At 67.2% G+C, this 20,095-nt stretch carries 18 protein-coding genes; 4 read left to right on the forward strand and 14 right to left on the reverse strand.

The genetic code is table 11. The features are described 5' to 3' along the window. Positions 1 to 24: 24 nt before the first annotated feature. The 8 genes from SBP01_RS14945 to SBP01_RS14980 all read right to left on the reverse strand — a co-directional run bounded on the left by SBP01_RS14945 (position 25) and on the right by SBP01_RS14980 (position 9,393). A complete protein-coding gene (locus tag SBP01_RS14945) occupies positions 25 to 1,158 on the reverse strand; it encodes an ABC transporter substrate-binding protein (RefSeq protein WP_320538363.1) in 1,134 nt (377 codons plus the stop codon). 137 nt (positions 1,159 to 1,295) lie between these two features. Beyond that, a complete protein-coding gene (locus SBP01_RS14950) occupies positions 1,296 to 2,306 on the reverse strand; it encodes a GTP pyrophosphokinase family protein (RefSeq protein WP_275212115.1) in 1,011 nt (336 codons plus the stop codon). Positions 2,307 to 2,385: 79 nt separating this feature from the next. Beyond that, entirely contained in the window at positions 2,386 to 3,552 is a 1,167-nt protein-coding gene (locus tag SBP01_RS14955; protein ID WP_320536296.1) for an RtcB family protein, read from the reverse strand. Between the two features lie 79 nt (positions 3,553 to 3,631). Then, the gene (locus SBP01_RS14960) at positions 3,632 to 5,077 is read right to left on the reverse strand and encodes a sulfate adenylyltransferase subunit 1 (protein WP_320536297.1); all 1,446 of its coding nucleotides are present in this window, start codon (positions 5,075 to 5,077) and stop codon (positions 3,632 to 3,634) included. Beyond that, positions 5,078 to 6,025, reverse strand: a complete 948-nt coding sequence (gene cysD / locus SBP01_RS14965) for a sulfate adenylyltransferase subunit CysD (RefSeq protein ID WP_320536298.1) — start codon at positions 6,023 to 6,025, stop codon at positions 5,078 to 5,080. Then, on the reverse strand, positions 6,022 to 6,750 hold the full coding sequence (locus SBP01_RS14970; RefSeq protein WP_320536299.1) for a phosphoadenylyl-sulfate reductase: 729 nt from the start codon (positions 6,748 to 6,750) through the stop codon (positions 6,022 to 6,024). The genes cysD and SBP01_RS14970 overlap by 4 nt, the downstream gene beginning before the upstream one ends. Then, the gene (locus tag SBP01_RS14975; protein WP_320536300.1) at positions 6,747 to 8,492 is read right to left on the reverse strand and encodes a nitrite/sulfite reductase; all 1,746 of its coding nucleotides are present in this window, start codon (positions 8,490 to 8,492) and stop codon (positions 6,747 to 6,749) included. Before SBP01_RS14975 ends, SBP01_RS14970 begins: the two co-directional genes overlap by 4 nt. 166 nt (positions 8,493 to 8,658) lie before the next feature. After that, positions 8,659 to 9,393 carry a sirohydrochlorin chelatase gene (locus tag SBP01_RS14980; RefSeq protein WP_320536301.1) on the reverse strand — a complete coding sequence of 245 codons (735 nt, stop codon included), beginning with the start codon at positions 9,391 to 9,393 and terminating at the stop codon, positions 8,659 to 8,661. Between the two features lie 60 nt (positions 9,394 to 9,453). Here SBP01_RS14980 and SBP01_RS14985 point away from each other — a divergent pair, with 60 nt between their 5' ends. Then, positions 9,454 to 10,185, forward strand: coding sequence for a trimeric intracellular cation channel family protein (locus SBP01_RS14985; protein ID WP_320536302.1), 732 nt, complete (start codon positions 9,454 to 9,456; stop codon positions 10,183 to 10,185). 14 nt (positions 10,186 to 10,199) lie between these two features. Continuing rightward, a complete protein-coding gene (locus SBP01_RS14990) occupies positions 10,200 to 10,625 on the forward strand; it encodes a hypothetical protein (RefSeq protein ID WP_275212477.1) in 426 nt (141 codons plus the stop codon). A 154-nt stretch (positions 10,626 to 10,779) separates the two neighbouring features. On the opposite strand, the gene SBP01_RS14995 is transcribed toward SBP01_RS14990, so the two are convergent. The 6 genes from SBP01_RS14995 to SBP01_RS15020 form a co-directional block, all read right to left on the reverse strand. Next, positions 10,780 to 11,619, reverse strand: coding sequence for a type IV toxin-antitoxin system AbiEi family antitoxin domain-containing protein (locus tag SBP01_RS14995; RefSeq protein WP_275212108.1), 840 nt, complete (start codon positions 11,617 to 11,619; stop codon positions 10,780 to 10,782). 423 nt (positions 11,620 to 12,042) lie between these two features. Next, complete coding sequence (locus tag SBP01_RS15000) at positions 12,043 to 13,143, reverse strand: polyprenyl synthetase family protein (RefSeq protein WP_275212106.1); 1,101 nt, start codon at positions 13,141 to 13,143, stop codon at positions 12,043 to 12,045. Continuing rightward, positions 13,140 to 14,471, reverse strand: coding sequence for a geranylgeranyl reductase family protein (locus SBP01_RS15005; protein WP_320536303.1), 1,332 nt, complete (start codon positions 14,469 to 14,471; stop codon positions 13,140 to 13,142). The genes SBP01_RS15000 and SBP01_RS15005 overlap by 4 nt, the downstream gene beginning before the upstream one ends. A gap of 5 nt (positions 14,472 to 14,476) precedes the next feature. Next, complete coding sequence (locus SBP01_RS15010) at positions 14,477 to 15,253, reverse strand: demethylmenaquinone methyltransferase (RefSeq protein ID WP_275212104.1); 777 nt, start codon at positions 15,251 to 15,253, stop codon at positions 14,477 to 14,479. A 12-nt stretch (positions 15,254 to 15,265) separates the two neighbouring features. After that, positions 15,266 to 16,282: an L-idonate 5-dehydrogenase gene (locus SBP01_RS15015; protein WP_275212103.1), complete on the reverse strand. Its 1,017-nt coding sequence runs from the start codon at positions 16,280 to 16,282 to the stop codon at positions 15,266 to 15,268. Continuing rightward, the gene (locus tag SBP01_RS15020) at positions 16,279 to 17,661 is read right to left on the reverse strand and encodes an MFS transporter (protein WP_275212102.1); all 1,383 of its coding nucleotides are present in this window, start codon (positions 17,659 to 17,661) and stop codon (positions 16,279 to 16,281) included. The genes SBP01_RS15015 and SBP01_RS15020 overlap by 4 nt, the downstream gene beginning before the upstream one ends. A 198-nt stretch (positions 17,662 to 17,859) precedes the next feature. Between SBP01_RS15020 and SBP01_RS15025 the strand changes: the two genes are divergently transcribed. Together SBP01_RS15025 and SBP01_RS15030 are read left to right on the forward strand one after the other, a co-directional pair. Further along, complete coding sequence (locus SBP01_RS15025) at positions 17,860 to 18,573, forward strand: GntR family transcriptional regulator (protein ID WP_275212101.1); 714 nt, start codon at positions 17,860 to 17,862, stop codon at positions 18,571 to 18,573. Positions 18,574 to 18,683: 110 nt separating this feature from the next. After that, entirely contained in the window at positions 18,684 to 20,057 is a 1,374-nt protein-coding gene (locus SBP01_RS15030) for an isochorismate synthase (protein ID WP_320536304.1), read from the forward strand. Positions 20,058 to 20,095: the final 38 nt, after the last annotated feature.

The raw sequence follows: 20,095 nt of genomic DNA on the forward strand, positions 1-20,095 counted from the left end.
CAGCGAGGTCAGTCCCTGCTAAGGTCAGTCCCGGCCAAGGCCGGCGGCGGAGATGTGCCGGCCGGCGCCGATCACGTCGTTCAGGGCGCGGAGGTCGAACAGGCCGGCGATGTCGGCCTGTTTGGTGGTGCCGGCCGCCACTCCGTCTTTGAGCAGTTTGGGGTAGGTCCCGGCGAGCGGGTCGACGGTGAAAATGATGCTCTGCAGGGACCGTTCCAGCACGCCGGCAGGCAGCGCCGCGCCGGCCGATTCCTGGAGCGCGGAGTTGATGACATCCGCCTTCTCCGCGGCTGGTGCATTGTTCAGCCAGGCCACGGATTCGGCGTGGCCGCGGAGGAGGGCCTTGACGGTGTCCGGGTGTTCGGCGGCGAACGTCTTGTTCACGATCAGGATGGTGGTGGGGAACTCGCCGGCCTTGCCGGACAGCGAGCCGTCCCACAGGTCCTTTTCGTCCACCAGCACCTTCGCCCCGGCGGTCAGCACCAGACGGGAGGCCCACGGCTCAGGCAACCACGCGCCGTCGAGCTTTCCGTCCTGGAACAGCTTCAGCGTCTGCGCGTTATCCGTGGGATTGATGGCGACGTCCCCGCTGCCGTCCACGTTGGTCCTGTAGCCCTGCGAGGACAGCCACGCCCGGAGCGCCACATCCTGGGTACCGCCCAGCTGAGGCGAGGCCAGGGTCTTGCCACGCAAGTCAGCTGCGGAGCTGATGCCGGGCTTGACCACCAGCTGCGCCCCGCCCGCAGCGGCGCCCGCGATGACGCTGACGGACTCCCCGTGGCTTTTGACGAAGGAGTTGATGGCCGGGTTGGGGCCGATGTAGGCCGCATCAATGGCGCCGGCATTCAGGGCTTCGATGGCGGCGGGCCCGGCGTTGAACGTTTCGGTGCTGAGTTTGGTGGGGCCGAGGTTCCGGGCCAGGATCCCCTGCTTCACGCCCACCAGCGCGGCGGCGTGGGTCAGGTTTCCGAAGTAGCCCAGCTTCAGTTCCTCGGCCGGTGCGGGCGCCGGGGCAGCCTCTGCGGCCGCATCGCGCGAAATGCTGGACGCCACCACGGCGCCGATGCCAATTAGCAGCACGAGCCCGATGGCCAGGGCTGCTTCGACGGCGCGCTTGCGCCGTGGGACAGCATTTTCGCCTGCCACTATGCGGGTCATCCCGGGCTTGGAACTTGTCATTGTTTCACCATAGGGAGTGGCTTAAACCCATTCAATGAAGCAGAAACGGGGGGTCACGCACGTTCACGCGGCGTCATATTCCAGGCCCCATACCCGGCGGCGGGGCGTCGCCGGGGTTAGTCCTGCATGCGCTCCAGCCGGTGCGTCAGCTTCGCTTCCCGCTTGGGGTCATCCCCCAGCGACTTGGTGCGCGCAATGTAGTCCGGGCCCCAGGTCTTCAGCAGGAAGTCGTCGGCGATGCGGACGTGCCCGGCGCGGAATTTGTAGTCCATCCGCTTGGCCACGCCAGACCAGTCCGCGGCACCAAAGAGCCCTTCGGCGTCGGCCACCGTGCGCACGCCGTTGGCAGCCAGCAGGTCCCCCAGCCAGGTGTATTGGCGGGCCTGGCTCCTGGGGTGCTCGGGCAGCAGCCGCGCGAGCATGTCCTGGAGGATGTCCCCGGTGAGTTCGGTGGCGGCGGGGTCCACCGCAAACCCGGCCGTGCTTTCAGCCTGGCGGCGCTTGACGATGTCGTTGATGGCCGAGAACTGCGCGTCCGCCAGTTCGATCAGCGTTGACGCCATGGTGAACGCGCGGTCCACCTCAGCGTTGGACTCGGCGAGGCCCTTGTAGCGGATGTCATGCTCAAAGGCAGCCCAGGCATGCTGCAGCACGGTCCTGATCTGAACCTCGAAACGCTCACCGATATAAGCCTGGCAGCCCACCGGCACGTTTTCCGCCGGGACTTCGAGGATGAGGTGCCTCCCGGCGTAGCCGATCTGGCCGTTCCGCCGCTGGGAGCTGGTCTTGTCATCGTCCTCGCGGCAGTTGAACTGGCCCTTGAGTGCTGTGGCCACGTCCGCGATGTCCGGCTCGAGAAACATGATCACGCGGACCCCGATGAGGTCGTCGAGCTGTTCGAGGCCGTGTTCATACTTGAACCGTCCGTCCGCGGTGAGCCGGTCAAGCTTTCCCCTGACGGAAACCGGGTCCTTCACCCTCGACTGCACGGTGTGATGGTTCAGGCCATCGTCCCGGAGCCTGGCCCGGATGGCGTGCCCGATCGCATCAGATGCCCTATTCAGGCGCGGCAGGCGTGCCTCGTATTGCTCCAGGGAGCGGGCAACGAGTGACTCATGATCTTCCAACCGGTCCCCCTCGGATTCCCGCGTGGCCTGTACCCTGCAGAGTATCCAAGGCAGCAGGATTCAGCCACTGTGGCCCTGGTCAGTCACCCTTAACGTTGATCAGCTGGCGCAGCTTGTGCCGCACCGTGACCAGGCCCGCGGCGTCCTGCATGACCTGGTCGATCGGCTTGTACGCCGCCGGAATCTCGTCAATGAACGCCTCGGTGGCCCGGAACTCAATCCCCTGCATGGCCGTCTTCAGCTCCGCCAGCGAGAAGGTCTTGCGCGCCGCGGTCCGCGAATACCCGCGGCCGGCGCCGTGCGGGGAGGAATTGAGGGAAACGGGGTTGCCGAGTCCCTCCACAACGTACGACGCCGTCCCCATCGATCCGGGGATCAGTCCGGGATCGCCGTGCTCGGCTTTGATGGCCCCCTTGCGGGAGACCCACACCGACTTCCCGTAGTGCGTCTCCTGCCGGGTGAAGTTGTGGTGGCAGTTGATCCGTTCCCGCTCGGTGACGGGGCCTCCCACCCAGTGGCTGAACTGCGTGATGACGCGGTCCATCATTTCCTCGCGGTTCAGCAGCGCGAAATGCTGGGCCCAGCGGAGCTCCTTGATGTACCGGTCGAACTCGGACGTGCCTTCCTCCAAATACGCGAGGTCCGGATCGGGCAGCCTGGTGCCACGCTTCCGGTTCACCTGTTGTGCGACGCCGATATGGTGCTGGGCGATCTTGTTGCCTACGCCGCGGGACCCGGAGTGCAGGAACAGCCAGACGGCGTCGGATTCGTCGGCGGAGACCTCGATGAAGTGGTTGCCCGAGCCCAGGGAGCCCAGCTGCAGCTCCCACTTTTCCACGTACTGGGCAGGGTTGAAGCCTGCCTTGGCTGCGAGCTTCCTGAGCTCGGCGATCCGCGGCTCGGCAGTGGCTTTGACGGTCCGGTTGTTGTGGCCGGCGGACAGCGGGATCACGCGTTCAATGTCTTCGCGCAGCCGCTTCCGGTCCCGGGGCAGGTCCTGGACCGAGTACTGGGTCCGGACGGCGATCATGCCGCAGCCGATGTCCACGCCCACGGCGGCCGGGATGATGGCGCGCAGGGTGGGAATGACGGAGCCCACCGTGGCGCCCTTGCCCAGATGCGCGTCCGGCATCAGGGCGAGGTGGGGATAGATGAAGGGCAGCGTGGACGTGGCGATGGCCTGCGCCCGGGTGTTCTCATCCAGGATCGAGGCCCAGTTGATGAGCTTGGGTGTGATGGATTCCAACGGTCTGCCCTCCCACTCCCGATGATGGGCCGGAGGGCAGGCGGGAGGCAAGGGTGCCCCGGGAAGCCCGCAGACGGCCTCAGATGGAGTAGCGGTCGTCCTCGTGGTCGCCCGGGTGGTCCTTGACCAGGCCCGCGGCCAGCGTGTTGCCGTCCTGCGGGTCGATCACCAGGAACGCGCCGGTCCGCCGGTGATGCAGGTAATTCTCGAGCGGCAGCGGCGCGGCGAGCCGGAGCTGCGCGTGCCCGATGTCGTTGAGGTCCAGGCTGGACGCACCCTCGAGTTTGAAGGTGGCCAGGTCCAGCTTGCCGCTGACATTGCGGACCAGCGCCTGCACGGTCCGGGTGCCGTGCTTGACCAGCACCTTGGCACCCTCCCGCAGAGGCTTGGGCGAGAGCCAGCACAGCGCGGCGTACAGGTCGGCGGAGGACTCGCGGACGGTGCCGGCGGCGGCGATGGTGTCACCGCGGGCGACGTCGAACTCCTCCGCCAGGCGGATCGCCACTGACTGCGGGGCGAACGCTTCCTGCAGGGACTCCCCGGCGAAATCGATGCCAGCCACCGTCGTCGTGCGCGGATCCTGCCCCGGCGTCAGTACGGACACGGAATCACCCACCTTCACGGACCCCTCGGTGATCTGCCCGGCGTAGGCGCGGTAGTCGCGGAAGGCCTCAACGTCCAGGCCGGCGGCCACGGCGTCGGGAGCCAGCGCACCCTGCGGCCGGATGACCAGCTGCACCGGGAAGCGGAAGCTCTCCAGCTGGGTGTCGATCTCATCGGCGGCCGGCAGGGTCTCGAGGACCTCCAGCAGGGCCGGGCCGTCGTACCAGGGGGTGCGCTCGGACCGGTCCACCACGTTGTCGCCGTCGAGGGCGGACACCGGAATCACCAGCAGGTCGTCGATGTGGTCGGCGGTCCCCAGCTCGGCGGAACCGATGCCCAGTTCGCGGGCCACCTGCTGCACGTCGGCCTGGATCTCGCGGAACACGGACTCGCTGAAGTCCACCAGGTCGATCTTGTTCACGGCCACAATCACGTGCGCCACGCGCAGCAGCTGCAGCACGGACAGGTGCCGGCGGGTCTGCTCGAGGACACCCTTGCGGGCGTCAATGAGTACGACGACGGCATCCGCCGTGGACGCGCCGGTCACCGTGTTTTTGGTGTACTGAACGTGCCCGGGGCAGTCGGCCAGGATGAAGCTGCGGCGGTCCGTGGCAAAGTAGCGGTACGCGACGTCGATGGTGATGCCCTGCTCCCGCTCGGCGCGCAGGCCGTCGGTCAGGAGGGCCAGGTCGATCGCCTGGGTGCCCGTGGCCCCGGCGCCGCCGAACCCGCGGTCCGCGGAGGTGCGGGCCACGGCGTCGAGCGTGTCGGCGAGGATCGCCTTGGAATCGTGCAGGAGGCGGCCCACCAAAGTGGACTTCCCGTCGTCGACCGATCCTGCGGTGGCGAAGCGGAAAAGCGTAGTGGGCAGGGCTGTTTCCAGGCCACCGGCGGAGCCGGACAAAACAGTTTCGGTGCTCATTTAGAAGTACCCATCCTTTTTGCGGTCTTCCATGGCGGCCTCGGAGATGCGGTCATCTGCCCGGGTGGCGCCACGTTCGGTGATGGTGGAGGCGGCAACTTCAATGACGACGTCGCTCACGGTGGCGGCGTCCGATTCCACGGCGCCGGTGCAGGACATGTCCCCCACCGTGCGGTAGCGGACCTTCTTGGTGATGACTTCCTCGTGCGGCAGCGGCTGGGACACCTCGCCGACCGCTCGCCACATGCCGTCGCGGGCGAACACCTCGCGGTCGTGGGCGTAGTACAGGCCTGGCAGCTCGATGTTCTCGCGTTCGATGTAGCGCCAGATGTCCAGCTCGGTCCAGTTGCTGATGGGGAACGCGCGGACGTGCTGGCCCACGGTGTGGCGGCCGTTGTAAAGGTTCCACAGCTCGGGCCGCTGGTTGCGCGGATCCCACTGGCCGAACTCGTCGCGCAGGCTCAGGATGCGCTCCTTGGCGCGGGCCTTGTCCTCGTCACGGCGGCCGCCGCCGAAGACGGCGTCGAACTTGTTCTGCGTGATGGCGTCCAGCAGCGGCACGGTCTGCAGCGGGTTGCGGGTGCCGTCGGCGCGATCGGCCAGCTCACCGCGGTCAATGAACTCCTGGACGCTTCCGACGACGAGCTTCAGTCCCAGCCGCTCCACCGTCCGGTCGCGGAAGTCGATGACCTCGGGGAAGTTGTGGCCGGTGTCCACGTGCAGGACGGGGAACGGAACCTTGCCGGGCCAGAATGCCTTGGTGGCCAGGTGCAGCATCACCACCGAGTCCTTGCCGCCGGAGAACAGCAGCGCAGGCTTCTCGAACTCGGCCACGACCTCGCGGATGATGTGGATCGCTTCGGATTCGAGGGCGTCCAGGCTGGAGAGGCGTGTGGAGACGGCGGTTTCAGTCACCTGCGTGGTCTCCTCAGTTAGGAAAGTACTCATACGTGTAGTCCGCATTCTGTCTTGTCGGAACCTGCCCAGCGGCCGGCGCGGGGGTCGTCGCCCGGCGCCACCTTGCGGGTGCAGGGCTGGCAGCCGATGGAAGGGTAACCCTGGGAAAGCAGCGGGTTCACGGGCAGGAGGTTGTCATCGGAGTACTGGACCAGTTGGTCGAACGTCCACGCGGCCACGGGGTTGACCTTGACCAGCCCGTTCTTTTCATCCCAGGTCACCAGCGGCGTGTTGGTGCGGGTGGGGGCTTCGTCGCGGCGGACACCGGTGAACCACAGTTCGTAGCCGGCCAGGGTGCGCTGGAGCGGGGCCACCTTGCGGAGGGCGCAGCACTGGGCGGCGTCGCGGGCAAAGAGGTCCTTGCCCAGGAGCCGGTCCTGCTGCTCCACCGTGTTCTCCGGCAGCACGTCCACCACGTTGACGCGGAGGTTCGCCGCCACCTCGTCGCGCGTGGCGTAGGTTTCCGGGAAGTGGTAGCCGGTCTCCAGGAACAGGACGTCGACGCCGGGCATCTGGTCCGCGACCAGCGCCGGGAGGACGGCGTCTGCCATGGAGCAGGCGACGGCCACCGCGGGCAGGTCGAAGTTGCGCTCCACCCAGGCGATCACGTCGCGGGCCGGGGCGTCCCAGCCGAGCTCGGCGGCGCCGGCTTCGGCGAGGGCCTTGAGTTCTTCCTTGGGGCGAATGGCCGGTACGGGCGCTGCGTGCTTACTCACTGAAGGGCCTCCTCGTCTGCTGCGTGTGCCCATTCGGCGAAGGTCTGGCCTTCGGCGCGCTGGGCAACGAAGGTGCGGACCACGCGCTCCACATAGTCGGGCAGGTCCTCGACGTACACCTTGAGGCCGCGGACGGTGCGTCCCAGCCCGGCTTCTTCGCGGTCGGAGGAAGCCAGCCCGCCACCGAGGTGAACCTGGAATCCCGGGGAGGGATCGCCGTCGGGCGTTGGCAGCATCATGCCCTTGAGGCCGATGTCCGCGGTCTGGATGCGGGCGCAGGAGTTGGGGCAGCCGTTGATGTGGAGGGACAGTGCGTGCGGCAGTTCACCGGACCCGGCGAGGTCGGCCAGGCGGCGTTCCAGGTCGGCGACGGCGGTGGCGGCGGTGACCTTGGTTTCCACGATGGCCAGCTTGCAGTATTCGATGCCGGTGCAGGCGATGGTGCCGCGGCGGAACACGGACGGGCGGGCGGAGAGGCCCAGGGCGTCCAGCTCGGCAACCAGCGGTTCAACCTGGTCCTTGGCAACGTCCAGGACCACCAGCTTCTGGTGCGGGGTGGTGCGCAGGCGGTACGAGCCGGCGGCCTCGAGGGTGTCCGCGAGCTTGACGAGCTGCGCTCCGGAGAGCCGGCCGGCCAGCGGGGTGGCGCCGATGAAGAACTTGCCGTCCTTCTGTTCGTGCACGCCGATGTGGTCGCCCGGCGTGGTGGGCTTGGGCGCGGCGGGACCGTCGGCCAGCTTGTAGCCCAGGTACTCGTCCTCAAGGATCTGGCGGAACTTCGCCGGACCCCAGTCGGCCAGCAGGAACTTCAGTCGGGCCTTGGTGCGCATGCGGCGGTACCCGTAGTCGCGGAAAATGCTGGTGACGCCGAGCCACACGTCGGCGGCCTCTTCGGGGCGGACAAAGGCGCCGAGGCGCTTGGCCAGCATCGGGTTGGTGGACAGCGCGCCGCCCACCCAGAGGTCATAGCCGGCGCCCAGCTCGGGGTGGACCATGCCCACCAGGCCGAAGTCGTTGATCTCGTGGACCACGTCCTGGCTGGGGTGGCCGGTGATGGCGGTCTTGTACTTGCGCGGCAGGTTGGACAGCAGCGGGTTGCCGATGAACCGCTCCCCCAGCTCGGCGATGAGCGGGGTGGGGTCGATGATCTCGTCCTTGGCGATGCCGGCCACCGGGGAGCCCAGGATGACGCGGGGAACATCGCCGCAGGCCTCGGTGGTGGACAGGTCTACTCCCTCGAGCCGGTTCCAGATCTCGGGGATGTCCTCCACGCGGATCCAGTGCAGCTGGATGTTCTGGCGGTCGGTGAGGTCGGCGGAATCCCGGGCGAAATCAACGGAGATCTGGCCGATCACGCGCAGCTGCTCGGTGGTGAGCGCGCCGCCGTCGATCCTCACCCGGAGCATAAAGTACTTGTCTTCGAGCTCGTGCGGCTCGAGTGTTGCGGTCTTGCCGCCGTCGATCCCGGGCTTGCGCTGGGTGTACAGGCCCCACCAGCGGAAGCGGCCGTGCAGGTCCTGGCTGGGGATCGCGTCGAAGCCGTCCCGGGCGTAGATGGTCTCGATACGCTCGCGGACGTTGAGGCCGTCGTCTTCCTGCTTCCAGGTTTCGTTGGCGTTCAGCGGGGTTTTGCCGTCCACTTTCCACTGCCCGTGCGGCTTTGCGGCGGGGCGGTTGGTGCGCGCGGGGCGCGTGGCGACAGCGGGGTCCGCGGACGCTCCGGCTAGAGCTGTATCAGTCATGCATCGACTGTAGGTGCCCCCGAATTGCGTCACAAAGGGTCGGGAAACCCTGAGTCACCTAGGGAAACAATTCGTCACGAATCGCCGGAGAGCCTTGAAGCCGGCCGGTTCCTGTGCTTGGCCGCGCCATTATTTCCCCGCGGCTTTCGGGGTTGGGAAGGTGCCGTTACTGACCGCGTGCGACGGCGGCGTCGAACCTGTCCAGCGCGATCTCGGCGAGTACTTCCGAGGGCAGCAGTGGTTCCGTCACGAGGTCAGCGCCCGCCTTGGCCAGCTGGTCGTGGAAGAAGCCCGGCGCGAGGAGGTAGGAGGCAATCACCACGCGGCCGCCGAGGTCAACGCCCCCGGCGGACGGTCCCGCCCCGGCACCTCCCTCGGCTTCCTCACGAAGCATGGCGACGGCGTCGGGCACTGACGGCTTGGCCGAGGCGCCATAAGCGGCCTCGATCCGGTTGCTTCGCAGTTCCCGGAGCTGGCCCGTGAGCTCTTCCACGCTGACCGCGGCGTTGGGGTTGGAGGACCCTGCCGCGGCGAGGACAATCAGGTCACGGTCCGTGACGCCGGCTTCGCGGAGGCGCCGGTCCAGCAGTGCGGCGAGCCGCGGATCGGGGCCCAGCGGCGCCGCGGCCAGCGTGCCCGGGCGGCTCTTGACCGCCCGCGCGATGTCCACCTTCACGTGGTAGCCCACACTCAGCAGCAGGGGGACCACAACGGCGGGTACCCCTTCGGGCAGGCCGGCCACCACGTCCACGAGGTCCGGCTGCTGGACGTCCACGTAGGCTTCGCGCACGTCAAGGTCCGGGCGGAGGGCGGCGATGGCGGCGCGCAGGGCGTTGACCTCTGCGGCGCCCTGCTGGCTGGACGTCCCGTGGGCACAGGCCACCATGATGGGTTTGTTCATAGCGGCTAGCGTAACGTTGGCACCACCTTGTCCGCCCACTTTGACTCAGCGGGGACGCCCATGACATTCGCTTTTGACTCGGCTCCAGTGTGGCTGGACCTCGTGGGCGTGTTCTTCTTCGCAGTGTCCGGCTCACTGCTGGCGGCCCGGAAAAACATCGACATTGTGGGGTCCCTGCTCCTGGCCTCCCTCGTGGGCCTGGGCGGCGGCATCATCCGGGACCTGATCCTGAGCAATGGTCCGCCCGCTGCCTTCAGCAACCCGGCCTACCTGTTCCCGCCGTTGCTGGCCACGGTGCTGGTCTACTCCCTCTATACCAGCGTGGAGCGCTTCACCTCGCTGCTGGTCCTGTTCGACGCCGGCGGCCTGGCCCTGTTCTGCATGACCGGCACCGTCAAGGCCCTCGACGCCGGCATGAATCCGGTGGCCGCGGCGCTGCTGGGCGTGATGACCGCGGTGGGCGGCGGCCTCCTGCGGGACGTCACGGCCAACGAGGTTCCCGAACTCTTCAACCCCAGGGACATCTACGCGCTGCCGGCCTTCCTGGGGGCCGGGCTGACGGCCGGGCTGTGGAGTGCGGGTGCCTTCAACGTGTTCACGGCCGCAGCGGTGGCCGCCGTGGTGTTCACGTTCCGGGTCCTGGCCTGGCGCCGGTCCTGGCGGGCCCCGTTGGCCGTCCACGGCTGGCACCGGCGGGGTGACGATGAGGCCGGTTCCGGGCCTTCTGCCGCAGGGGGGCCCGGGGACGAACCGCGGCCCGGCAGCGGCGGCACTTCGGGCCCCGGCAATTAGCTAGGATTGGGTCCATGACTGACATGTTCCTCGAGAAGTTCCGTGCGCTTGTTCCGAAGTACCTCGAGGACGAATGGCAGGAAGAGGACGGCCTGTCCGAAGCGGAACTGGACGCGGCACTCGCCGAACACCAGTTCCAGGTTCCGCTGGTCCTGCGCGAGTTCTACCAGGCCCTCGGCGGCTGCGAAGACCTCATGGAGGCCTACCACTACTTCTGGGACCCCGAAGAGCTGGAAGTTGATGACGAGGGCTTCCTGATGTTCCTCGAAGACGAAGAGGAACAGTTCACCTGGGGCTTCCGGGTGGGCGATCTCGGCGTCCCGGACCCCATCGTCTACCGCCGCAACAACGCCCGCGGCCAGTGGAAGAGCGAGGAAGGCACCTTCTCCGAGTTCGTGTTCGACATGTTCGAGTGGGCCTTCAACGACGAAGAGGACTAGCCGGCGTCCCGGCTGCCGGCGGTGCTGGCGCGAGCCGGCGCGAGCCGCCGCCGTCGTGGGGCACTTTGACGCAGCTGTGGCGTCATTTTCGTCTGGTTCCGCGGCAGAGGCCACCAAAGTGCCCCGCGACGGCAGTGAAGCACGACGGCGGCAGTCACCTTCTGCGGAAAGCTCCGCTCCGGAACTGCTCCAGCACCGCGAGCACCTCCGCCACCATCCGCTCAGGGTGATGGACGACGTCGTCATAGCCGAATCTGAGGCCGAGATGCCCGCCGATGAGGGTGGCATTGTTGCGCTTCCGGTCCTTTTTCACCTGCCGTGGCTCCAAGTGCGTTTCTCCGTCGGTTTCCACCACGAGGCACTCCTCAATGAGGAAGTCCACCTCGCCCACCCCCGGAAGCTCTACATGCCTGCGCACATGCAGCCCCGCCCGCCGGAAGTGGTAATTAGCCAGCACTTCAAGGATGGAATCCGCCCTCGGGATCAAGCTGTCCAGGACGGCCCTGGCCCGGGCATTGCGGTTGCCGGGTAACTTGCGCCGCAGGAACTCCACGGTGACGTCTCCCCGCTGGGTTGCGGACTGAAGCATGACCAACGCCTCCGCCTCGGGCAGGCAGCGTAGGGCGTGGATCAGGACATCAACCAGGCCGGCCACCGGCAGCCAGGGGTGGCGCGGATGAGGGCATCGTCCATGCGCCACCGTCCCCGCCGGCGCCCTCTTGTGCCCCGGACTCAGATGCACGGAAGTCGTATCATTTAGCGTCCAAAGCCTGTACGTGGGGGCGGCCGACAAACAGGTCAGCAGGGCATTGTGCTGCAGCGCCAGGCCCAGGGCCCCGCCCTCTCTCGGCAGGCCGTAGACGCCGCGCCGAATCCGCACAATGCGTCCGGCCGAGACTGCTTTGTTGAGGTGCGCCCGCGAAAATCCAGCCCCACGGAGCGTCGAAGTCCGGGTTACGCCGGCCCGCAGGCCAAGGAAGGTCTCCATATTCATGGTTCGACCGTGCCAGCGGGCTGCAGGTGATGGCAGGTCCGTGCCTGGCCATGTGGACAACTCCCGCTCCCGGGGCACTTTGACACGGACACGCCGGCTCCGAGGCGTGGAAGGCGCTCTCAGGGCAGCAATGTGCCCCGCGAAGAATCCGGAAAGTTTATGACACACCCGTAACAGCAGGCTTGCACTCTGTGACAGACCTGTCATAAACTATTCACGGATCCGCTAAACGCCTCCGGCGGGTCTGATGCGAACGGAGATATAGCCCCGGTTCGATGCAGCGTATGACTCGTGACGCTGCTGAGAACCGGGGCTATTGCATTTAAACCGGCTGCCCCGCGGGCAGATGGATAGTCCCAAGCCAACAAAAAGCGGGCCCCGCCAAGGTGTCCCCCGGCAGGGCCCGCTTCAACGACAGCAGAATCAGCTCGCGCGGTCCACTACGGCAAGCGCGAAGTTGGACAGCGAGTCCTTCACTACGCCCTCGGGCAACGGCGCCAGCGCGGCAATGGCTTCGTCGGCCCAGCGCCGGGCAATCACCCAGGACTCGGCAGTTACGGGGTGCTCGCGCAGCCCGGCAACGGCAGCGGCCAAGGCAGTATCCGATGACAGATCCCCGTCAATGAGCTTCAAAAGCTCGACGGCGGACTGGTCGCCGGCCGCTGCGTCGCGGCGCAGGAACAGCACTGGCAGGGTGGGGACACCTTCGCGAAGGTCGGTGCCCGGGGACTTGCCCGACTTAACCTTGACGCCGGTGACATCGATGACATCATCGGCGAGCTGGAAGGCCACGCCCACCTTTTCGCCGTACTCCACCAGAATGTCCTCGAAGGCCTCATCGGCGCCGGAGAAAATGGCGCCGAACTGGCCGGAGGCCGCCACCAGCGAGCCGGTCTTGTCCGCGATCACCGAGAGGTAGTGCTCCACGGGATCCTCGTCCGGGCGGGGGCCCACGGTTTCGTGCAGCTGGCCCAGGCACAGGCGTTCAAAGGTGCGGGCCTGGATGCCCAGCGCACGCCCCCCGAGCTCTGACACCAGGATGGAGGCGCGGGCAAAAATGAGGTCGCCGGTCAGGACAGCGACGGAGTTGCCCCATACTTCGTGGGCCGTGGGGGCGCCGCGGCGGAACGGTGCTGAGTCCATAACATCGTCGTGGTAGAGCGTGGCAAGGTGGGTCAGTTCCACCACCACCGCCGCCTGCACCACAGCAGGCAAGGAAGCGTCGCCAAGGTGGGCGCACAGCAGCGTCAGCAGCGGCCGGACACGCTTGCCGCCGGCCTCCACGAGGTGCCGCGATGTTGCGTCAGCCAACGGATCGGAGTTGGCAATGGCCTCGCGGAGCTTCTTCTCCACCCTGGCCAGGTTGGTGGTGATGGCGGGGCCTAGCTCGGCATCCTCCGCGATCGCCGCGAAGCCTGCCGGCAGCTGAAGTGCCGTGGCAATCGCGGTGGTGTTGAGGCTGGGTTCGGTGTCCGGCAGGCCGTGCCCGGCATGCGTCCAGCTGTGGTCTGCAGAGTTGGTCACGGGTTAACCCTAACTTTTTGTTGCGGATACCGCTGGTTCGTAGCCGATGGACTGTTGGACGTGGCCGGGACAAGGGATTCCAGGACGCGGATGACCCGGTCCTCAAAGCCCTTCGCCGCCGGGTCTGTCAGGTTAGCGAGCAGCCGCACCACAAAGCGCATCAGCACCGGAATCGGCATCCCGGTCCGCAGGGCGAGCTTCATGACAGCGGGCTTTCCGATCAGCGCGGCAAATGCCCGCCCCAGCGTGAAGTGCGATCCCCACTGATTGCGCACATAGTCCGCGTATCCGGCGAGGTGCGCGTCGGCGTCGTACGTTGGCCCCGCGGAAACAGAGCGCGCGGAGGCGTCAATGATGAACTCGGCGGCGAACCGCGCGGACTCCATGGCGTAGGAAATGCCCTCGCCGTTGAACGGGGACACCATGCCGCCGGCATCGCCCAGGAGCAGCAGGCCGGGCGAATAGTGCGGGGTGCGGTTGAAGCCCATGGGCAGCGCCGCGCCGCGGATTTCGCCCACCTGGTTCTCCGGGCTGAAGCCCCACTCGGCGGGCATGCCGGCGGTCCACTCGCGCAGGACCTGCTTGTAGTCCAGCTTGCCGAATTCCTTGGAGGAGTTCAGGATGCCCAGGCCGACGTTGGAGGTGCCGTCGCCGACGCCGAACACCCAGCCGTAGCCGGGAAGCAGTTTTCCGTCGCGGCCGGGGAGCTCCAGCCAGCCTTCCATCCAGTCGTCGTCGTGCCGGGGCGAGGTGAAGTAGGTGCGGACCGCGACGCCGAGGGGGCGGTCGTCGCGCTTCTGGATACCCAGCGACACTGCGGTTCGCGTGGAGTTGCCGTCCGCTGCGAGTACGACGTCGGCAATGAAGTCGCGCGTCTCCCCCGTCTTGCGTCCGGACTCGTCCAGGAGCGCTGCGCGGACGCCGGTCACCCGGCCGTCTTCGGACCGCAGGGCTTCCGTGACGCTGTGCCGTTCGAGGATTTCGGCGCCGGCGGCCTGGGCGTGCCGGGCCAATTCCTCGTCAAAGCCCAGCCGGGTGCGGATGAGGCCGTACCCCGGGAAGTCGGAAACCTCGGGCCAGGGCAGCTCGATGGTCCGTCCGCCGGCAATGAGCCGCAGGCCCTTGTTGCGGCGCCAGCCCTCCGATTCGGGGTGCGGCAGGCCGAGCTTCTGGATTTCGCGGACGGCACGCGGGGTAAGGCCGTCGCCGCAGACCTTCTCGCGCGGGAAGCTGGTCTTTTCCAGGACGGTCACACTGATGCCTGCCTTGGCAAGGTAGTAGGCAGCGGTGGAGCCGGCCGGCCCGGCGCCGACAATAAGTACGTTCACAGGTATCAGCGGGTGATGTTGCGGCGCAGCTTGGCCACGGGGCCCTTGTGCGCGGCGATGGCGGCAGCACTGCCGTCGGGAGTTGATTCGAGCGGCTTGGTTGCCCGGTGCACGGCCACAATCCCGCCGGTCAGGTTGCGGTAGGTAACCTTTTCCCAGCCCGATTCCTCCAGCCATGCAGCCAGATGGTCCTGGTCCGGCCAGGCGCGGATGGACTCGGCGAGGTAAACATACGCGTCCGGGTTGGAGGCAACCTTCACGGCGATGGCGGGAAGGGCACGCATGAGGTATTCGGTATACATCGTGCGCCACAGCGGGACTACGGGCGCCGAGAACTCGGCGATGACAAGCTTGCCGCCGGGCTTGGTGACGCGCAGCATTTCGGCCAGCGCCTTCTTGGGCTCGTTGACGTTGCGCAGCCCGAAGGAGATGGTGCTCGCGTCGAAGCTGTTGTCAGCGAAGGGCAGGTTGGTGGCGTCACCGGCAACGAAGTTGATGTCCGGGCGGCGGCGTTTGCCGACCTTCAGCATGCCGAGGGAGAAGTCACAGGCCACGACGTCTATTCCCGCGTCGGCATACGGCTCGCTGGAGGTCCCGGTTCCGGCTGCCAGGTCGAGTACCCGCTGGCCGGCTTTGGCGTCCACCGCGTCGACCACGATCTTGCGCCAGCGACGAGTCTGGCCCATCGACAGGACGTCGTTGACGACGTCGTACTTCGGCGCGACGTCGTCAAACATCGTGGCTACTTCGTCCGGACGCTTTTCCAAGGATGCTCGGTTCACTATGACATTGTCTCAGACAAACCTCAGGAGGACTTTCGACGAGCCGGTCCCCCGGTCCGACGCCACCGCAAACGCCTCGGAGACGTCGCCGGCGTCGAATGTGTGGGTCAGCAGAGGTTCCACGTCCAGCCCGTCGGCCAGGTAGGCAAGGGCATCGTCCAGTTCGTCCGCAAAGCGGAAGGTTCCGCGGTAGTCAATCTCACGGAAGACCAGCGCGGCAAGCTCGGTGGTCACCGGCCCGGCGGGCAGGTTGCCCACCTGGACCACGGTGCCGCCACGGCGTACGGACGCCAGGACGCCGCCCAGGGCGCCGGGGGCGCCTGAGGCCTCGAACGCCACGTCCACGTCAGGGAGCCGGGCACCGGAACCCACCAGCACCACACGGTCGGCCCCCATGCGCTTCGCGATCGCCAAGGATGTTTCGGACAGGTCGCTGGCCACGACGGAGGCAGCACCGGCACGGCAGGCTGCCGCCACCACCAAGGCACCGATGGGCCCGGCACCGTTGACCAGGACGTCCTTGCCGGCCAGGCTGCCTGCCCGGCCCACCGCGTGGATCGCCACGGCGAGCGGTTCCGCGACGGCGGCATGGCGTGTGCTGACGCCCGCAGGCAACCGCCGAAGCTGCCTAGCCGGGACGGCCTTCCGCGATGCGAAGGCACCGTCTGTGTGGGGCCGGTGCGCGGCACTGCCGTAGTAGGTGACCTGCGGGCACAGGTTGGTGCGGCCGGCCAGGCAGTCCGCGCATTCACCGCAGAACACGGCGGGGTGGACCGTCACGGCATCGCCAACTGCGAAGTCCGCCACCCCCTCGCCGAGCCTGGAGATCCGGCCGGCCACCTCGTGTCCGAGCACCATGGGGTCTGCCAGGATGCTGAGTCCGGAAGCGCCATGGCTGACGTAGTGCAGGTCCGAGCCGCAGATTCCGCCGTATTCGACGTCGATAATCACCGAGCCGGCCGGGCACTCCGGGTCGGGACGATCCTCAAGACGCAGGTCTCCGGCGGAATGGACCACTACTGCTTTCATACTGCGTCCTCCACGAGGGTCAGGTCCCGTCCCTTGGTTTCGGGGGCGAGGAATGTGGCCACGAAGGCGATGGCTGAGTAGAGGACCATCATTCCGGCGACGGGCCACCAGGAGTTGGTGAACAGGGCCAGCAGGCCTGCAGCGATGATGGGGGCCAGTCCGCCCGAGAGCACGCCGCCGATTTCCTTGGCCAAAGCCAGCTGGGTGTAGCGGTTGCGGGAGCCGAAGAGTTCGTTCACATAGGCAGACTGGACCGAGAACATGCCGAGCACGGAGATGGAGAGGCCGATGATCAGGGCCAGTGAGACCAGCAGCGGATCGCGGGTCTGCATCATCAGCAGGGCCGGGATGGCGAAGAGCATCTGGAAGCCGGACAGTGCGCGGTACATGGCGCGGCGCCCCACCTTGTCGGAAAGCCAGCCGGCGAGCGGGACCGTGGCGAAACCGAGGAACGAGCCGATCAGCAGAGCGAACGTTCCCACGCTCTTGTCCATGCTCAGGCCGGTCACGATGTAGCCGATGAGGAAGGTCTGGATCATGGCCGAGTTGCCGGATTCGCCGATCCGCAGGGCCATCGCCAGGAAGAAGGCCTTGCCTTTGCGCTTGGACTTGGCGGCGGTGGGCGCGCCAACTGCAGACTGTCCGACGGTGGTGGAGTTCGCCGCGAAGGCGGCGGCAGCAGCGGCGTCGGCGGCGTCCAACTCCCGGGTGGCCTCGAAAACGGGGCTTTCCTTCAGGTTGCGGCGCATCCACAGCGCGTAGAGGGTGATGCCGATGCTGGCGATGAACGGCAGGCGCCAGCCCCAGCTCATGAGCGCTTCCTCCGGCAGCAGTGTCAGCAGGACCCACAGGCCGGAGGCCAGCAGCGTGCCGGAGTTGGTGCCGAGGCAGACGAATGAAGCGATCAGGCCGCGCTTCTTCGGCGGCGCGTATTCAGCCAGCATGACTGACGCGCCGGAAAGTTCGGCGCCGGCGCCGAAGCCCTGGGCCAGGCGCAGGACCACGAGCAGGATCGGCGCTGCGAGCCCGATCTGGGCGTAGCCGGGCAGGAACCCGATGAGCATCGTGGATATCCCCATCATCATGATGGTGATCACCAGGACCTTCTTGCGGCCCACGCGGTCGCCCATCCGTCCGAAGAACCAGGCGCCGACCGGGCGGGCCAGGAAGCCGACGCCATAGGTGATGAAAGCGACCAGCAGTCCCACGACGGGGTCGAAGTTGGGGAAGAAGATTTTGGGGAAGATGATGGCTGCTGCCAGCGAGTAGAGCTGGAAGTCCATATACTCCATGGCTGTTCCGAGCCAGCCGGATACTGCTGTCCTGATGAGGTCTTTGGATGAGCGCTGGGTGGCGCCGACCTGGATTGCTGCCGTCATGAACCCCTCTGTTCTACGGGTCTGGCCGGATGCACAGCTTCAATGATGCGGCATGGGCGAGACGTTTTTTTGTTCCCACATTGGAACAACGACTGCCATTCAAGCACTGCCATACCAGTGTGTCAAGAGGTGTCTGGCAGCCTTCGGGGGCTCCGGACTGAAGGCGCCGTAGCCCGTCAGCCCGGCTAATGTTGAGGCATGGCCGCCACCGACAGCACCCCGCGCATCTCTGCCAGGATGATGGCGTATGCGCAGATCCGTGAGCGCATCATCTCCGGCGAGGATGCGCCCGGCACCCTTCTCTCCGAGAACGAGCTTGCCCACCACCTGGGCACCAGCCGCCAGCCGATCCGCGAGGCGCTGATGCTGATCGCGCAGGAAGGGCTGGTGGAGATCCGCCCGCAGAGCGGCACGTACGTGACTTATCTGGACCCCGATACGGTGGCCCAGGCCCAGTTCATCCGCGAAGCCATCGAGGTAGCGTCGCTGGCTGACTGCGCCAACAAAATCACGCCCGATGCCGCCGCCGCGCTCTACGAACTGCTGGACAGGCAGGACGCGTGCACCAGCCGCGAGGAGTTCTATCCGCTGGACGAGGACTTCCACCGCACCCTGCTTGCCCTTGCCGGCCATGAAACAGCGTGGGCCACCGTCTCCAACGCCAAGGGCCATCTGGACCGCGCCCGCTACCTGGGACTGAGCGGCTACCGCGGCATCACGGAATACGCTGCAGACCACCGTCAGGTGCTTGACGCGCTCCTGGCCGGGGACCTGCCGGCCGCTCAGGATTGCCTGCGCAGTCACCTGCGCTTCATTCTGGATGATGTCCGGAGCATGCGCGCGTCGCGGCCGGAGCTGTTCTCGGCCCCTGCCGTGCCGGAACGCCGGACGGGCAGGCCGGCCCGGGTCTGAGGGCCGAGGCTCCCCCGAGCCGGGTCCAGGGCCGGCTTGGGACCGGGTCCAGGGCGTTCCGGCAGGGCCGACACAGCCCGCATCGGCCGCCAGAGTACTGTTGTCTCATCATGACGAGCACGTTCCGCACCCTCACGGTCCCCCTGGATGGCAACGCGTCTGCCGGCGGCCTTCCGCAGTTCCTGGTCCGGGACGATGTCCTCTGCTGGACCCGCCGCGAAGCCGGCCTCGTGGGCTTCGGCGAGATCACCCGTTTCACCGCAACCGGCCCGGAGCGCTTCCTCGAGGCCGACATCTGGTGGCGCCACCTCGTCCTCGAGGCAGATATCACCGACTCGGTTGTCCTGCCGGGCACCGGCCCGGTCGCCTTCGGCTCCTTCGCCTTCTCCAAAAAGTCCGCCCACGAATCGCGCCTGATCGTTCCGGAGATCGTGGTGGGCGTCCGCGACGGCCAGTACTGGCTCACGCAGTTAACCCTCGACGACGGCGAACTCACCAGGGAGGGCGCCCTCGCCGCCCTGGACCGCTGGCTCAGTGGTGGCAGCACCGCCCCCGCCCCCGCTGCGGCGGGCGGCACCCCCGGCGAGGTCCCCGCACCGGCGGGTGGCGCCGTCGTCCGTCCTGTGCCGCTGGCTGCCGGGGCCACCATGCATACAGGGTCGCTGAGCGAGGAAGACTGGATGGCCGCCGTGACGGCCGGAGTGGCGGAAATCCGCACCGGGGCGCTGGAGAAGCTGGTGCTGGCGCGCGACATTGTGGCCACCGTTCCGTCGGGCGTGAACGCGGCAAAGGTGCTGCGTGAACTCGCCGTCCGCTACCGGGAATGCTGGACGTACGGGGTGGACGGGCTGGTGGGCGCAACGCCGGAGATGCTGATTCAGGTGGAGGGCCGCACCGCCCAGGCGCGTGTTTTGGCCGGCACGCTGGACCGCCGTGACGCGCACGGCGAGGACGGACTTCCGATGGAGTACGCCGAGCGTGTGCTGGCCGGCTCGGAGAAGCAGCGGCACGAACACGAGATCGCGATCCAGTCGCTGACCTCGCAACTGGCGCCGTTTTCCGAGGCCATGAACGCCCACGACGAACCCTTCATCCTTGAACTGCCCAACGTCTGGCATCTGGCCTCGGACGTGAAAGCCGAGCTCACCGAGGTGGAGGGCCACGTGCCCACCTCCCTTGCGCTGATCAACGCGCTGCATCCGACGGCCGCGGTCTGCGGCACCCCCACGGAGGTAGCCGGGGCGCTGATCCGCAAGCTGGAGCATCTGGACCGCGGACCGTATGCGGGCCCGGTGGGCTGGCTGGATGCGGCCGGCAACGGTGAATGGGGCATCGCGCTGCGCGGGGCGGTCATCGAGGACCCGCATACCGTGAGGTTATATGCCGGCTGTGGAATTGTTGACGGCTCGCTGCCGGAGGCCGAACTGGCCGAGACGTGGGCGAAATTCCGGCCCATGCTGGAGTCGCTGGGCATCGCCAACTAGGTAGCGCTAAGTGTCGTTTTGGGGGCTCAAAACGACAC

Origin of the sequence: Pseudarthrobacter sp. IC2-21 (assembly GCF_034048115.1) — a bacterium.
In the GTDB taxonomy this organism is placed as follows: domain Bacteria; phylum Actinomycetota; class Actinomycetes; order Actinomycetales; family Micrococcaceae; genus Arthrobacter; species Arthrobacter naphthalenicus.